Annotated in this window: 14 protein-coding genes; 9 read left to right on the top strand and 5 right to left on the bottom strand. The window is 74.8% G+C overall.

The annotated features are described in order from the left end of the window. Positions 1–5: 5 nt before the first annotated feature. Both A3CO_RS0118625 and A3CO_RS0118620 read right to left on the bottom strand, forming a co-directional pair. Positions 6–263, bottom strand: coding sequence for a hypothetical protein (locus A3CO_RS0118625; protein WP_018333756.1), 258 nt, complete (start codon positions 261–263; stop codon positions 6–8). 80 nt (positions 264–343) lie between these two features. After that, a complete protein-coding gene (locus A3CO_RS0118620; RefSeq protein WP_018333755.1) occupies positions 344–1,510 on the bottom strand; it encodes a citrate/2-methylcitrate synthase in 1,167 nt (388 codons plus the stop codon). Between the two features lie 54 nt (positions 1,511–1,564). On the opposite strand from A3CO_RS0118620, the gene A3CO_RS0118615 reads away from it, so the two are divergent. The 8 genes from A3CO_RS0118615 (at position 1,565) to A3CO_RS33050 (ending at position 10,149) form a co-directional block, all read left to right on the top strand. Beyond that, a complete protein-coding gene (locus A3CO_RS0118615) occupies positions 1,565–2,683 on the top strand; it encodes a citrate synthase (RefSeq protein ID WP_018333754.1) in 1,119 nt (372 codons plus the stop codon). 162 nt (positions 2,684–2,845) lie between these two features. Beyond that, positions 2,846–3,403, top strand: a complete 558-nt coding sequence (locus A3CO_RS0118610; RefSeq protein ID WP_018333753.1) for a type 1 glutamine amidotransferase domain-containing protein — start codon at positions 2,846–2,848, stop codon at positions 3,401–3,403. Positions 3,404–3,440: 37 nt separating this feature from the next. Further along, positions 3,441–4,589, top strand: coding sequence for a glutathione-independent formaldehyde dehydrogenase (locus A3CO_RS0118605; protein WP_018333752.1), 1,149 nt, complete (start codon positions 3,441–3,443; stop codon positions 4,587–4,589). A 19-nt stretch (positions 4,590–4,608) separates the two neighbouring features. Then, a complete protein-coding gene (locus A3CO_RS33055; RefSeq protein WP_157647685.1) occupies positions 4,609–5,061 on the top strand; it encodes a hypothetical protein in 453 nt (150 codons plus the stop codon). Further along, complete coding sequence (locus tag A3CO_RS0118595; protein WP_018333750.1) at positions 5,058–6,227, top strand: zinc-dependent alcohol dehydrogenase; 1,170 nt, start codon at positions 5,058–5,060, stop codon at positions 6,225–6,227. Before A3CO_RS33055 ends, A3CO_RS0118595 begins: the two co-directional genes overlap by 4 nt. 231 nt (positions 6,228–6,458) lie before the next feature. Next, positions 6,459–6,725, top strand: coding sequence for a GlsB/YeaQ/YmgE family stress response membrane protein (locus tag A3CO_RS0118590; RefSeq protein ID WP_018333749.1), 267 nt, complete (start codon positions 6,459–6,461; stop codon positions 6,723–6,725). Beyond that, positions 6,722–8,881, top strand: a complete 2,160-nt coding sequence (locus A3CO_RS0118585) for an amylo-alpha-1,6-glucosidase (RefSeq protein ID WP_018333748.1) — start codon at positions 6,722–6,724, stop codon at positions 8,879–8,881. The genes A3CO_RS0118590 and A3CO_RS0118585 overlap by 4 nt, the downstream gene beginning before the upstream one ends. Positions 8,882–8,904: 23 nt before the next feature. Then, on the top strand, positions 8,905–10,149 hold the full coding sequence (locus A3CO_RS33050; protein WP_084682051.1) for a S1C family serine protease: 1,245 nt from the start codon (positions 8,905–8,907) through the stop codon (positions 10,147–10,149). A gap of 55 nt (positions 10,150–10,204) precedes the next feature. Here the strand turns inward: A3CO_RS33050 and A3CO_RS0118575 are convergent, their stop codons facing one another. The 3 genes from A3CO_RS0118575 to A3CO_RS0118565 all read right to left on the bottom strand — a co-directional run bounded on the left by A3CO_RS0118575 (position 10,205) and on the right by A3CO_RS0118565 (position 13,838). Continuing rightward, positions 10,205–11,395 (bottom strand): glycosyltransferase family 4 protein, encoded by a 1,191-nt coding sequence (locus tag A3CO_RS0118575; protein ID WP_245561534.1) that lies wholly within the window; start codon positions 11,393–11,395, stop codon positions 10,205–10,207. A gap of 125 nt (positions 11,396–11,520) precedes the next feature. Further along, complete coding sequence (locus tag A3CO_RS33045; RefSeq protein ID WP_018333745.1) at positions 11,521–12,990, bottom strand: PucR family transcriptional regulator; 1,470 nt, start codon at positions 12,988–12,990, stop codon at positions 11,521–11,523. A gap of 95 nt (positions 12,991–13,085) precedes the next feature. Further along, complete coding sequence (locus A3CO_RS0118565; RefSeq protein ID WP_157647684.1) at positions 13,086–13,838, bottom strand: ANTAR domain-containing protein; 753 nt, start codon at positions 13,836–13,838, stop codon at positions 13,086–13,088. 258 nt (positions 13,839–14,096) lie between these two features. On the opposite strand from A3CO_RS0118565, the gene A3CO_RS0118560 reads away from it, so the two are divergent. After that, complete coding sequence (locus A3CO_RS0118560) at positions 14,097–15,032, top strand: SRPBCC family protein (RefSeq protein ID WP_018333743.1); 936 nt, start codon at positions 14,097–14,099, stop codon at positions 15,030–15,032. Positions 15,033–15,036: the final 4 nt, after the last annotated feature.

Here is a 15,036-nt window from a genome sequence, read left to right as displayed (position 1 = left end):
ATGGCTCAGCCGTAGACGATGCGTCGCAGCTGCCGCTCGCTGACCTCGCCGGGCCGGACGGGACGCGCCGCGAGCTCCGACGCGATCACCGCCCAGATCTCGGCGTTGCGCCGGTCGCGGGCCTGCAGCTCCCGGTGACGTCGCCGGACGAACTCCTCGGTGGTCTCGGCGAAGTACGCGACGACGTCGGCCACCACCCGCGCGGCGACCGGACCGGGCAGACCCGTCGAAGCGGCCACGTGGCGCACCAGCTCCGGGTCCATGACGGCGAGCCTGCCCCGCTGCGACGATTCAGGCCAGGGTACTGCCCGCAAACGGGCAAGCAAGTGAGCAGAAAGTGGGGCTATAGCCCCATCTGCTCACGAGGCGAAGCCACATATCGCGCGGCGGGCCGGATGATCGTGGAGCTCTGCGTCTGTTCGAGCACGTGTGCACACCACCCGACGACCCGGCTGACCGCGAACGTCGGCGTGAACATCTCCCGCGGGATTCCGGCCAGGTCCATCACCACGCCGGCCCAGAACTCCACGTTGACCCGGAGCTCCCGGCCCGGGCGGTGCTCGGCGAGCAGCGCCTCGGTGCGGTCCTGGGTCTGCCCGGCGAGCTCGACGAGCGGCCCGCCGATCCCCTCGGCGACCTCCCGGAGCAGCACCGCCCGCGGGTCGGCCGTCCGGTAGACGGCGTGCCCGAACCCCATGATCCGGTCGCCCGCGGCGAGCTTCGCCCGGACGTAGGGCTCGATCCGGTCGGCGGTGCCGATCTCGTCGAGCGCCTCGAGCGCGCGGTCGGGCGCGCCGCCGTGCAGCGGGCCCACGAACGTCCCGATCGCCGCCACCACCGCGGACGCGACGTCGGTGCCCGCCGAGGCCGCCACCCGGGCGGTGAAGGTCGAGGCGTTGAACCCGTGGTCGATGGTCGCGACGAGGTAGCTCTCCACCGCCGCGGCCGCGACCGGGTCCGGCTCGACGCCGTGCAGCGCCCACAGCCAGGCCGCCCCGCCGTGCAGGTCGTCGCGCGGCTCGACCGGCTCCCGTCCCTGCCGGCGCCGCCACAGCGCGGCGAGGACCGTCGGCGTCACCGCCACCACGCGCAGGGCGTCGTCCCGACGCCGGGTCGGGGTCGCTCCCCAGGTCGGCGCGAGACCGTCGGCCTCGGCCAGCACGCACAGCGCGGCGCGCAGCCCGGCGAGCGCGTCGAAGCGGGCGCCGGCCGCGGCCACCGTCGGGAGCACCGTGGCCACGGCGGGCGGGAGCGTCCGGTGGGCGGCGAGTTCGCCGCGCAGGCCCGCACCCCCGTCGTCGGGAAGCTCCCCGTCGAGGACGAGCGCGGCGGCCTCGTCGAACGAGACGGCGCGGGCGAGGTCGACCGCCGAGCGCCCGCGGTAGTGGTAGCGCCCCTCGCTGCCGAGGACGTCGCCGATCGCGGTGTCGCTGACGACGACCCCGCGGAGTCCGGGCGGGGTCTGCTGGGGCGGGCGCAGCGACGGGGGCTGGGTCGTTGTCGATGTCATGGCGGGAACGCTCCGCCGGTCGATCAATGCCGTCAATCTTGATAGCGTCAACCCGTGCGGACGTTGACGACCACCGAGGCGGCCGCGCGCCTCGGGGTCAAGCCCGAGACGCTGTACGCCTACGTCAGCCGCGGCCTGCTGACCTCGCAGCGGGGGACCGGGGGGCGGCCGAGCACCTTCGACGCCGCCGAGGTCGACGCGCTCGTGGCGGGGCGGGGACGCCGACCGACCGGGGTCGCGGAGACGATCACGACGCGGCTGACGCTGGTCGAGCCGGACGACGTCGTCGTCCGCGGCCACCGCCTCGTCGACCTCGCCCGGGTCGAGACCCCGGAGCGGATGGCCGCCCTGCTCTGGCTCGGCGACCTCGACGCGCCGCTGCCCGACGGCGATCCCGACGCGGCGGTGGTCGCGACGGTCCGTGGGCTCGTCGCCGGGATGCCGGGCGATCCGCGTCCGGTCGACCGGTTGCGCCTGGCCGTGGCGGCGCTGGCCCCGAGCGACCCCTGGCGGTTCGACCTCGACGCCGCCGTCGCGACCGGCCTGCGGTGCTGGCGCGGGATGACGGCGGCCCTCGGCGGGCTCTGGCCGGCGCTGTCCGACCGCCCCGAGCCGCCGGACGTGCTGCGCACCGCCCTCGTGCTGCTCGCCGACCACGGCCTCGCCGCCTCGACCCTCGCCGCGCGGGTGGCCGCGAGCGCCCGGGCCCACCCCTACGCCGTGGTGTCGGCGGGGCTCGGTGCCCTGGACGGCCCCGTGCACGGCACCGCGTCGACCGCCGCGTACCGCTTCCTCGCGGAGGCGTTGGACGACCCGGGCCGCGCCGTGACCGACCGGCTGCGCGCGGGGGAGCGGCTGCCCGGCTTCGGCCACTCGATCTACCGCGAGCGCGACCCGCGCACCGACGTGCTCCTGGGCACGATCGCCGGGTCACAGGAGGCCGCGCTGGTCGGCGAGCTCGCGGCGCAGGTCGCCGGCCGGCCGGGGGTGTTCCCCAACGTCGACCTCGGGCTCGCCGCCGTGATGCACGCCCACGGGATGCGCCCCGACGCGGGCGAGGCGGTCTTCGCCGTCGCGCGCACCGTCGGGTGGATCGCCCACGCGCTCGAGCAGTACGCCGAGCCCGGTCTCCGGTTCCGCGTCACCGGCACCTACGCCGGCCCGCGCCCCTGACCGACCGCCCCCGTCGCGGGCTCCTCGTCGGCCCGAGGGGCCGAAATCGCCGCCGCCGCCTCCGCCCGGGCGGACGGTTCCGTCGTCGCGCCGTCTGCCGTCGCGCCGGGTCGCCCACCCCGGGACGCGAACGATCCCTGCTCACCACCAGGAGGCGAATCCATGGCAGACGAGTTGCGCGGCATCACGGTCGCGATCCTCGCCACGGACGGCGTCGAGCGCGTGGAGCTCGAGGCACCGCGGGGGGCGCTCTACGGAGCGGGCGCCCGGACCGAACTGCTGTCGATCCACGACGGCGAGATCGCCGCTCGGCAATTCGATCTCGACCCGGCCGGGTCCTTCCCGGTCGACCGCCAGGTCGGCCAGGCGTCGGTGGACGACTACGACGCCCTGCTCCTGCCCGGCGGCACGATGAACCCCGACCAGTTGCGCACGAACTCCGACGCGGTCGAGTTCGTGCGCTCGTTCGTCGAGTCCGGCAAACCGATCGCGTCGATCTGCCACGGCCCGTGGACCCTCGCGGAGGCCGACTGCGTGCGCGGCCGGCGGCTCACGTCGTGGCCGAGCATCCGCACCGATCTCCGCAACGCCGGCGCCGAGGTGGTCGACGAGGAGGTCTGCGTCGACGGCCAGTTCACCACCAGCCGCGGGCCGCAGGACATGGCCGCGTTCTGCGCCGCGATCGTCTCGCAGTTCGCCCGGACCCCCGCCGGCGCCTGACCCGCCCACCACCCAAGCGTCACGAGAGGACACGAACATGAAGGCAGTCGTCTACCACGGTCCCCGTCAGGTCAGCGTCGATGACGTCCCCGACGCCAGGATCGAACGGCCCACCGACGTCCTGGTGCGCATCACCTCGACGAACATCTGCGGGTCCGACCTGCACATGTACGAGGGCCGCACCGACTTCGAGCAGGGACGGATCTTCGGGCACGAGAACCTCGGCGAGGTCGTCGAGGTCGGGGACGCCGTCGACAAGATCCAGGTGGGGGACATGGTCTCCGCACCCTTCAACGTCAGCTGCGGGCACTGCGAGAACTGCGAGCACGGCCTCACCAACTACTGCCTGCGGGCCAACGAGCCCGGGCTGGCCGGCGCGGCCTACGGGTTCGCCGACATGGGGCCGTGGCCCGGAGGACAGGCCGAGTACCTGCGCGTCCCGTGGGGCGACTTCGATTGCCTCCGCCTGCCCGAGGACGCCCGGGACAAGCAGGACGACTACGTCATGCTCTCCGACATCTTCCCCACCGGGTGGCACGCGACGGAGATGGCCGGGCTGAAGCCCGGGGAGAGCATCGTCATCTACGGCGGCGGCCCGGTCGGCCAGATGGCCGCGCTCTCGGCGATCACCAAGGGCGCCGCCCTGGTGATGGTGGTCGACCGCCACCCCGACCGGCTCCGCCTCGCCGAGCAGATCGGCGCGGTCCCCATCGACGACTCGAAGGGCTCGCCCGTCGACCAGGTGATGGACCTGACCGACGGTCGGGGGGCGGACCGCGGCTGCGAGTGCGTGGGCTACCAGGCGCACGACCCGCAGGGCAACGAGGACAACGCCGACACACTCAACAAGCTGGTCTCCTCGGTCCGGTTCACCGGTGGGATCGGCACCGTCGGCGTGTTCGTCCCGCAGGACCCGGGCGCCCCGGACGAGCTGTCCCAACAGGGCAAGGCGCGGTTCGACTTCGGGAACTTCTGGTTCCGGGGCCAGGCGATGGGCACCGGCCAGTGCCCGGTGAAGCGCTACAACCGGCACCTGCGCAACCTCATCGCGGCCGACAAGGTGCAGCCGTCGTGGATCGTCTCGCACGACCTGCCGCTCGATCGGGCCGCGGAGGCGTACAAGCACTTCGACGCCCGTGAGGACGGCTGGACCAAGGTCGTGCTCCACCCCGGGCAGAGCTCCTGAGGCCGGGGGTCGCGTGCTGATGAGCAGAGCGGTGGTCGACCCGGCGACGTTGGCCGGGCGGGCGATCGACACGGTCCTCGGGTTGGTCGGGCGCACCGACCGGCCCGCGGGCGAGGAGGAGGTCGCCCGTCCGGGCCGGTGGCTGAAGGTCACGGTCTACCGGCAACCCGACGAGGTCCGGGCCGAGGTGGACGGGTCCGGCGCGTTGAGTCGGATGCGCCACGAGATCGAGGTGATCGTCGACCCGGCACCGGGGGACAAGGGCACCGAGCTGGCGGCCCGTCCGACGGCGTCGGACGGCGGGTCGGTCGAGCTGCGTCGCGCGATCCGCGCGGCGCTGCGGGAGACGAAGTCGGTCCTCGAGTGCGGCGAGGTCGTCGAACCGTCCCGCCCGGGGTCGAGCCACCCCGGACCGGCCGGGCAGGTGCTGCGCGCGGTCACCGCGCGGGCGTGGGGAGAGGGGCGCCTGTGAAGGCCCTGTGCTGGGAGGGCGTCAACAAGCTCGCGGTCGAGCGCGTGCCCGACCCGCGGATCCAGAACGCCCACGACGTGATCGTCAAGGTCCGGTACACGACGTCGTGCGGGTCGGACCTGCACCTGCTCGACGGCTACATCCCGGCGATGGAGTCCGGCGACGTGATCGGCCACGAGTTCATGGGCGAGGTCGTCGAGGTCGGTCCCGAGGTCACGAGACACGCGGTCGGTGACCGGGTGGTGGTGGTCTCGTTCATCGGCTGCGGGAGCTGCTGGTACTGCGACCACGACCTGTGGTCGCTGTGCGACAACACCAACACCAACCCCGCGATCACCCAGGGCCTGTGGGGCCAGGATCCCGGTGGGATCTTCGGCTACTCGCACGCCATGGGCGGCTTCATGGGCAGCCACGCCGAGTACGTGCGCGTCCCCTTCGCCGACCACGGGGCCTTCACGGTCCCCGAGGGGATCGACGATCTCACCGCCCTGTTCGCCTCGGACGGCCTGCCCACCGGCTGGATGGGCGCGGACCTCGGCGGCGTCGGCCCGGGGGACACGGTCGCGGTGTGGGGCGCCGGGGGCGTCGGGCAGATGGCCGCCCGGGCCTCCGTGCTCCTCGGCGCCGAGCAGGTCCTCGTCATCGACCGGCTGCCCGAGCGGCTCGCGATGGTCCGGCAGCACGTCGGAGCGGAGACGATCGACTACACCGCCACCGACGTCGGCGCCGAACTGCGGGAACGCACCGGGGGTCGGGGTCCCGACGTGTGCATCGAAGCCGTCGGCCAGGAGTCGCACACGAACGGCCCGGAGTACCTCTACGACAAGGTCAAGCAGCAGCTGCGCCTGGAGAACGACCGGCCCATCGCGATGCGCGAGGCGATCATGGCCTGCCGCAAGGGCGGATCCGTGTTCTCCCTCGGGGTGTTCGCCGGGCTGGTCGACAAGTTCCCGCTCGGGGCGCTGATGAACAAGGGGCTCACGTTGCGGGGAGCCCAGCAGCACGGGCAGCGCTACGTCCCGATGCTGCTGGACCGCCTCTCCCGCGGCGAGATCTCCACGAGCCACCTGGCCACCCACGTCATGCCGTTGGACGAGGGCCCCCGGGGCTACGACCTCTTCAAGAACAAGGAGGACGGCTGCGTGCGCGCGGTCTTCCAACCCTGAGAACCCGGCGGTCCCGTCCCGGCGGTCTCCACCACCACGGTGGGGGCCCGCCCTCGGCGGGAGCGCCGGCCTCGCACGCCAGAGCGAGAGCGGACGCGGGTTCTGGACCCGTGGGGACCGCGACGGTCCGGCGGGCGCGGCACATCGTGGACGTCTCGCGGACGCCCGGCCGGGACCCACCCTTCCCGGCGCTCCGCCGGACACGGATCGGAACACTGGCAAGGAGCAGTCATGGGCATTCTCGGATGGATCGTCCTCGGACTCGTGGTGGGGGCGTTGGCCAAGCTCATCATGCCCGGCGACGATCCCGGCGGCGTCATCGTGACCACCCTGTTGGGCATCGTCGGCGCGCTGCTCGGCGGGTTCATCGGCCGGGCGTTGTTCGGGACCGGTCTCGGGGACTTCTTCGACCTCCGGACGTGGGTCCTCGCCCTCGTCGGGTCGTTGATCCTGCTCGGCATCTACCACCTGGTGACACGACGGCGCGCCCGAACATGACGGGCGACGGCACCGGGCCGGTGCCGTCGTCCTCGACCGGCGGCGGGGTCTCGAACGAGGCCCCACCGCGGGTCGACGTCGACGGCGGCACGACGACGCTCGTCGCGGGCACGTCGTTCTCGCTGTCGACCGTCGACGGTGACATCACCCCGGGAGGGGTGCAGGGGCTCTTCGTCGACGACACCCGCGTCGTGTCCGGCTGGCGGCTGCGCATCGACGGGGCCCCCGTCGAACCGCTCGGTCTGCTCGGGAACGAGCGGTTCCGGGCGACGTTCGTCGGGCGTACGCCTCCCCGGTCGGGGCGGGCGGACGCCACGCTCCTGGTCGCGCGCACCCGCAGCGTCGGCGACGGGATGGTGGAGGAGGTGACCATCCGCAACCTGGCGGCCGAGGCGGCCGGGTTGACCGTGGAGCTCGAGGTGGAGGCCGACTTCGCCGACCTCTTCGAGGTCAAGGAGAGCCGGGTCGACCACCGGCCCCGGATCGCGACGGAGGACGACGGGCTCGGGGTGACCTTCCTGCTCGCGTCCTCCCCGCACCGCTCGCGGATGCGGGTGGTGGGCGACGGGGACCCCGTGTCGGCCGGGGGGACCTTCCGGCACACGATCGTCGTCCCGGGCCGGTCCACGTGGCGGACCCGCTGGACCGTCTCGGTCGCGCTGGGGCCGCACGACACCCTGCCCTCGCCGGACGACGCGAGCCCGGAGGGCGACGCCGCCCGGCGGATGGCCCGCTGGCGGCTGTCGGCGCCGGTGGCCGAGTCGCCCCACCCGGGGCTCGAGACCACCCTGCACACGAGCACCGAGGACCTCGGCGCGCTCCAGATCGCCGATCCCGCCCACCCCGACCGGCGGGTCGTGGCGGCCGGCGCCCCGTGGTTCATGGCGCTCTTCGGCCGCGACTCACTGCTCACCAGCCTCATGGCGCTCCCGGTGGACCAGGAGCTCGCCCTCGGGACCCTGCGGATGCTCGCCGACCTGCAGGGGACGCGGGTCGACCCGATCACGGAGGAGGAACCCGGGCGCATCGTGCACGAGGTGCGCTGCGGTCGGGAGGGCAGCGTCGGGAGGGTGGGCTCGTCGGCCTACTACGGCACGGTCGACGCCACGCCGCTGTTCGTGGTGCTGTTGGGCGAGCTGCACCGGTGGGGACTGGCCGGTGCGGAGCTCCGCGAACTGCTGCCCGCGGCGGACCGGGCGATGGCGTGGGCGCGCGACTACGGCGACCGCGACGGCGACGGGTTCGTGGAGTACCGGCGGGCCTCCGACCGCGGGCTGGTCAACCAGGGCTGGAAGGACTCCTTCGACGGGATCACCGCCGCGAACGGGCGGATCGCCGAGCCGCCGATCGCCCTGGCCGAGGTGCAGGGCTACGTGTACGCGGCGCACTGCGCCCGCGCCGAGCTCGCGGAGGCGTTCGACGACCCCGCGACCGCGGCCGATCACCGTCGGCGCGCGGCGGAGCTCCGCGAGCGCTTCGACGAACACTTCTGGCTGCCCGACCGCGGGTGGTACGCGACGGCGCTCGACGGCGAGAAGAAGCCGGTGGACGCGCTCACCAGCAACATCGGCCACTGCCTCTGGTCGGGCATCGTGCCCCCGGAGCGGGCCGGGGAGGTCGCCCGGTCGCTCGTCGGGGAGACGATGTGGACCGGGTTCGGCGTCCGGACGCTGGCCGCCGACATGGGCGCCTACAACCCCATGGGCTACCACTCCGGGTCGGTCTGGCCGCACGACAACGCGCTGGTGGCCGCCGGACTCATGCGCTACGGGTTCGTGGCCGAGGCGCAGCAGGTGGCGCTCGGGATCCTCGACGCCGCCCGCTCGTTCGGCGGCCGCCTGCCGGAACTGTTCTGCGGCTTCGACCGCGACGAGTTCCCGGCCCCCGTGCCCTACCCGACCTCGTGCTCCCCGCAGGCGTGGGCGGCAGCGACCCCGATCTCGTTGCTGCGGACCCTGCTGCGGTTCCACCCCGACCTGCGGTGCGGGCGTCTCCAGCTCGAGCCGGCCCTGCCCGGGGCGATGCTGCCGTTCCGGGTCGGCGGTGTGCCGCTGGCGGGATCGCGGCTGGAACTCGAGGTCGACGCGGACGGGTGGCAGGTGTCCGGTCTGCCGCCCCACCTCACGCCGGCGCCGACGCCGCCCCGCCACACCTGACCGCCCGGGTCGAAGGAGATCCCATGGCCGACCAGCACCCTGCTGATGACCGCGTTCCCGGTGGACCCGCCGCCGGCACCGAGCCGCGACCCGGGGGTCCACCCGGCGGACGGCGTCGTCGCCCTCTCGTGCTCGTCCCCGCGGCGGTGGCGGCGCTGCTCGTCGCGAGCGGGGCCGCGGGCTGCGGGACCGCGAGCTCCGGCGGCTCCGGCGCGAGCAGCTCGGCGGTCTCCGCCACCACCGGCCCGGCACCGTCCTCGAGCGCCGCCGCGGCGCCGGCCGGGTCGGTCGAGGCGGTGGCCCAGGAGGTGCTGCCGAGCGTCGTGCAGCTGCGCGGCCCGTCCGGTGAGGGCTCCGGCGTCGTCCTGTCCGCCGACGGGCTCGTCCTCACCAACGCCCACGTGCTCGAGGCGGGCCGGGCCCGGACCCCGGCGCCGGGCGGGCTCGACGGGCAGCCCCCGCCGGCGCCGCAGCTGCAGGCGGTCTTCCAGGACGGTCAGCGCGCCCCGGTGCAGGTGGTCGGCACCGACGCGACCGCGGACCTCGCGGTGGTGCGCGCGACCAGCGCGTCCGGCCGCGCTCCGATCCCGCTCGGTGACTCGGACCGGCTCCGGGTGGGGCAGGGCGTCGTCGCCGTCGGGTCCCCGCTCGGGCTGTCCGGCACGGTGACCTCGGGCATCGTGTCCGCGCTGCACCGGCCGGTCGCGACCGGCGGCGCACAGAGCGGCCAGGCGACCGTCATCGATGCCGTCCAGACCGACGCCGCGATCAACCCCGGCAACTCCGGGGGCGCGCTGGTCGACATGGACGGCCACGCGGTCGGGATCACCTCCGCGATCGCGACGCTGGGGTCCTCGTCGGGCGGTGAGGGCGGTGGGCAGCAGCAGTCCGGCTCGATCGGCCTCGGGTTCGCGATCCCGATCGACCAGGCCAAGCGGATCGCCGACCAGCTCGTGCAGCAGGGCTTCGCCACCCAGGCGGTCCTCGGGGTCGGTGTGGTGCCGGACCAGCAGCAGGGCGCCACCGCGGAGGACGGGGCCACCCTCGCCTCCGTCACGCCCGGCGGTCCGGCGGCGAACGCCGGCCTCCGACCGGGCGACGTGGTCACCAGGCTGGACGACCGCCGGATCGACGACGGCGACTCGCTCGTCGCCGCCGTGCGGGCGGAGAACCCGGGCGCACCGGTGACGCTGACGGTGCAGTCGCCCGGCGGCCCGCCCCGCCAGGTCTCGGTGACCCTCGGGACGGAGCGGGCGCCGTCCAGCTAGGGCCCGGCGCCGGCACGCCCTCCCGGGCGTGCCGGCCCGGACCACACCTGACCCCTCAGGACGCGGACCGCGCCGCCTCCGGGGGCCCGCCGGACGCGGCGACCCGGCGGTACACCCGTTCGTAGCCGGCGGCGAGTGCCGAGTCCGAGAAGCGTTCCTCGACGGCCGCGCGACAGTCCCGGGGGTCGATCTCGTCGACGCGCAACAGCGCCCCGGGCAGCTCCGCCGGCCGCTCGCACACCCAGCCGGTCCGTCCGTGGTCGACCACCTCACCGACGGCGCCGCGGCGCAGGGCGACCACGGGGGTCCCGCACGCCATGGCCTCGATCATCACCATCCCGAAGGGCTCCTCCCAGTCGATCGGGAAGAGCAGGCAGCGCGCGCCGGCGAGCAGGTCCTGCTTCTGCTGACCGCCGACCTCGCCGATCCACTCCACGTCCCCACCGAGGAGCGGCTTCACGGCGTGCTCGAAGTACGCCTTCTCGGCGTCCTCGCGGCACTTCGCCGCCAGCACGAGGGGGAGGCCCGCGGCCCGGGCGGCGTCGATGGCCCACACCGGGCCCTTGTCGGGGCTCATGCGGCCGAGGAACAGGGCGTAGCCGTCCTTGTCCGCGCGGAACGGGAACCGGTCGGGACGGACCCCGTTGGGCACCGTCGCCGCCCATCGGGCCGACGGCAGGTCCGCGCGCTGGGCGTCCGAGAGCGCGACGAGGGACGCGCGTCCGGACAGCGTCCGGTAGTACGTGCCCAGGTCGCCCTGCACCGGCCCGTGCGCGGTGATCACCGTGGGCAGCCCGTGCATCGCCGCGACCAGCGGGCCGGCGAGCGTGTGGTCGTGGACCACGTCGACGCCGAGGTCGACCAGCAGGTCGGGGAGCGCGGCGGCGTGCACCAGTTCCGGCAGCGCCTGCCCCATCAGCCGGGGGTCGGCGACCGGTCCGGTCGGGCGGAACGCCGCGGCCGTGCCGTGGCGTCCCGGGGCCAGCAGCGTGACCGCGACGCCGCGCTCGACCAGGGCGTCCACGAGGTCGCTGCACACCGCCTCCACGCCGCCGTAGGCGTCGGGGGGCAGCTCGAGCCAGGGCGGGGCGACGACGGCGACGTGGAGGTCCGTCGCGTCACCCTCGCGGTCGGCGGGCCCGCGGGCGTCGACGGCCGAGGGCCGACGTGCTGCCGCGGTGCCGTTGCGTCGCGCTGCCGTGTCGGTCACGTGCCGCGCCGATGCCGCATCCGTCCACTTGGTCACCCGTACCTCCTCCGCTCCCGACCCGCTCGGGTCCTGCCGACCACGGTGCCGGGGCGTCCGGGCCGGGGCATCGACTCGGGAGAGCACATCCGGGCGGCGAACCCCCGCCCGGCGGGCCGAACCGGTCAGACCGTCGGGAGCGGCCCCGTCGTGGGCAGGACGGCGGGCTCGGCGACGACGGCGGCACGGACGGCGACGTGCAGGTTGAGGCGGGTGTCGGTGTTCGCGAGGTCGTGGCCGGACAGCTCGCGGATGCGCTGCAGCCGGTAGCGCAGCGTCGAGCGGTGGATGTGGAGCGCCGCCGCGGTCGCGTCGTAGTTGCCGCCCTGGTCGAGGTAGACCCCGAGGGTGTGGACCAGACCGGCCTGGCGCTCCACGTCGTAGGCGATCAGGCTCCCGATCCAGTCCTCGACGAAGGCGCCGGCCGCCTGGCGCCCCTCGGGCGTGGCGAGGAGGCGGTAGAGCCCGAGGTCCTCGAAGGTGATCAGGCCTCCGGGGTCGGCCTGACGGGTGCGGACCGTGAGGGCCTGCATGGCCTCGCGATAGGAGCGGGGGAGGTGCTCCGGCCGGTCCACGAAGCTGCCGACGCCGACGGCCGGCGGGCCCTGCAGCACCTGGGTGAAGGCGTCCTGCACGACCTGCCAGGCCTCACCGGACAGCGGCTCGCCCGATCCGATCCGCCCGGTGCCCACGGTCGCCGTCGGCCGGCTCGACCAGGGTGCGGTCGCCGCGCCGCTGTCGGCGAGCCACGCGGCGGGCGGGCGGCACACCAGGACGGCGGTCTGCCCCCGGAGGGTGCCGAGGAACGCCATGTCCAGGATGCGCGCGGCGTGCTCCATGAGGTCGCCGACCGCGGCGTCCGCCGGCCAGCGCCCGTTGCACGGTCGGAGTGCGAGCACACGGTGGGGACCGGTCAGGTCGTGGTCGAGGGCGGACGCACGCCCCACCCGGCGCTCGACCTCGGCCTCCAGGTCGTCCTGCCCGCACTCGAGCAGGACGGTCTCGACGAGGTCGTGCCGGAGGCGCAGCTCGGTCCGCGCGAGGTTGCGGCGGTGCAGGAGCTGCAGGGTCAGGGCGCTGGTCGCGAGGCCGATGGCGTGCAGCGCGCCGGGGCGCGCGCTCCCGGCCCGGGCGTCGACCTCGGGGTCCTTCTTGTCCGCGGGTTCGAGGGTGCCGTCGGGGTCGAGGACGACGAGCAGGCCGAGCAGGGCGCCGTGGGACACCGCCACGCTCGCGATCCGGTCCCGCGCGCGCAGGGGGCCGGACACGCGCCGCGCCGCGTCGACGAGGCGGTCGCGCTGGACCCGGGTGAGCCGCGGGACGCCCCCACCGTCGTCGGCACGTGCGAGGACCCGCCCGAACGGGTCCTCCACCGCCACGCCGAGGCCGAGGTGCTCGTGGAGCGCCTCGGCGATCCCCTGCTCGGGGGAATCGGTCGTCAACGCCCGGCTGAGCTGGTCCTGGAAGCGGTACTCGCGGGCCAGGGCCGCCTCGACGTCGCTCCGGGTCTGCCCGTCGGTCCGTTCGCCGGCTCGGTCGTCCGAGGTCGGATGGTCTCCGACGGAATTGACGTCGTCACGCTGGGTGCCCGTCATTTCGACACGAAACCCGAACGGACCCGCGGGGTCAAGGGCCGGTCGACGCTCGACGACGCGCCGATCTCACCGACCCGGCCCCACCCCGCCCCGCGTCACGTCACGCTGCGGGTGGAGAGCCAGGCGGCGATGTCGTAGAGCTTGAGGTTGGTGGTCTGCGAGGCGTGGCGCAGGCGCGCGAAGGCCTCGTCGGCGTCGATGCCGTGCTGCACCATGAGAATGCCCTTGGCCTGCCCGATGACGTCGCGGCGGGCGATCGCCCGCTCGAGGTGCTCGACCCGGTGGGCGCCGGCCAGCGCGATCGACGCGTACAGCGTGAAGATGCGCGCCTCGCGACGGATCCGTTCCCGCTGCGACGGGTCGGCGAGCGCGTGACCCGTCACGTGCAGGTTCAGGGCGCCGACCGGCCAGGTCCCGCTGAACGGCACCGACACGCTGGCGCGCACGCCGTGGCGCACGGCGGCCTGGACGAAGCGCGGCCACCGGGTCTCGGTGGTGGCGTCGGGGAGGATCACCGTCTCCGTCCCCGTGACGGCGTCGATGCACGGCCCCTCCGCCATCTCGATCGCCGCGCGGTCGACCGCGGCGGCGGTCTCCGTCGTGTGCGCCGCGCAGCTGAGACCGTCCCGGCCGCGGACGGTGACACCGGCGTCGAGGACACCGGGGACGACGGCGGCCGCCCCCTCGGCGATGCGGGCCATCGCGTCCGCGACCTGCTCACACCCGGCGATGCCACGCGCCGAGCGGACGAGGGCGGACACCAGGGTGTCCGCCGCCTCCTCCTCGTCCACCGGCGGCCACGGCACCCGGACCGCCTCCGCCGTCCGCCTCGTCGTACGCCTCGTCACCTGGACACCTCCGGTCGTTTTCCGGCCCTGTCCCCGCCACCGTGGCGCTCCCGGGGTCGGCCGGGCACCGGCCCCGGCGGCCGAAACGCCCGGGCCGCGGCTCCCCTGGACGGACGAGCGGGGGCCACGCCTCGACCCGGCGGAGCGCATTCGGGTCGGTTCCGTCGTCCTCGGCGGACGAGATTCGCGTCGGCCGCCGGGAGCGCGCGGTCGGACCGGCTACCACCGGCTCGCAGTGCAGGACGAGAGGAGGACGGCATGACGACGACGGCACGAAACGGTCGGAGCCCCGCCCAGCGGGACGGGACGGACGGTCTGGTGCACGGGCTCGGGGTGTTCAGCCTCGCCCTGGGCACCGCGCAGGTCGCCGCCCCGGACGCGGTGGCACGGCTCGCGGGGGTCCGCGGCGATCGCCCCGCCCACCGCGCGACGACGGTGGCCTACGGCGTCCGGGAGCTGGTGCAGGGCGCCGGGATCCTCGGTGGGCGCGGGAAGTCCACCTGGGTGCGGACCCGCATCGCGGGCGACGTGCTCGACATCGCCACGGTGCTGGCCGGGGGCGCGCGCAACGGGGTGTCGCGCACTCGTCTCGGGCTGACGCTGGCGGCGCTCGCCGGGGTGACGGCCGCGGACGTGGCGGCGGCCCGCCGCCTGGCGCGCGAGGCCGACGACGGCGGCGAGGGCCGCGCCGTCGCCGCGATCACCGTGAACCGGTCGTGCGCGGAGGTGTACCGCCACTGGCGGAACCTCGAGAACCTCCCGACGTTCATGGCCCACCTCCGCTCGGTCCGGGTCGACCCGGCGGGCCGCTCCCACTGGGAGGCCGTCGGCCCGGCCGGGACGACCGTCCGCTGGGACGCCGAGATCGTGGCGGACCGCGAGGACGAGGAGCTCTCGTGGCGCTCCGTCGAGGGCGCTGACGTGGAGAACTCCGGGTCGGTGCGATTCCGGGACGCCGCGGGCGGCCGGGGCACCGAGATCGTGGTCGACCTGCGGTACCGCCCGCCCGGGGGCCGGACGGGTGCCCTCGTGGCGAAGCTGCTGGGGGAGGAGCCGAACCAGCAGCTGCGCGACGACCTGCGGCGCTTCAAGCAGGTCCTCGAGATCGGCGAGGTCGTCCGCTCGGAGGGCAGCCCGACCGGTCAGTCGACCCGTCAGCAGATCGCCCAGCGTCCGGCCCAGCCGGTCGCCTGAGAAC

It is taken from the genome of Actinomycetospora chiangmaiensis DSM 45062 (assembly GCF_000379625.1).
Taxonomy (GTDB): domain Bacteria; phylum Actinomycetota; class Actinomycetes; order Mycobacteriales; family Pseudonocardiaceae; genus Actinomycetospora; species Actinomycetospora chiangmaiensis.
This window is presented reverse-complemented; position numbering and strand designations above follow the sequence as displayed.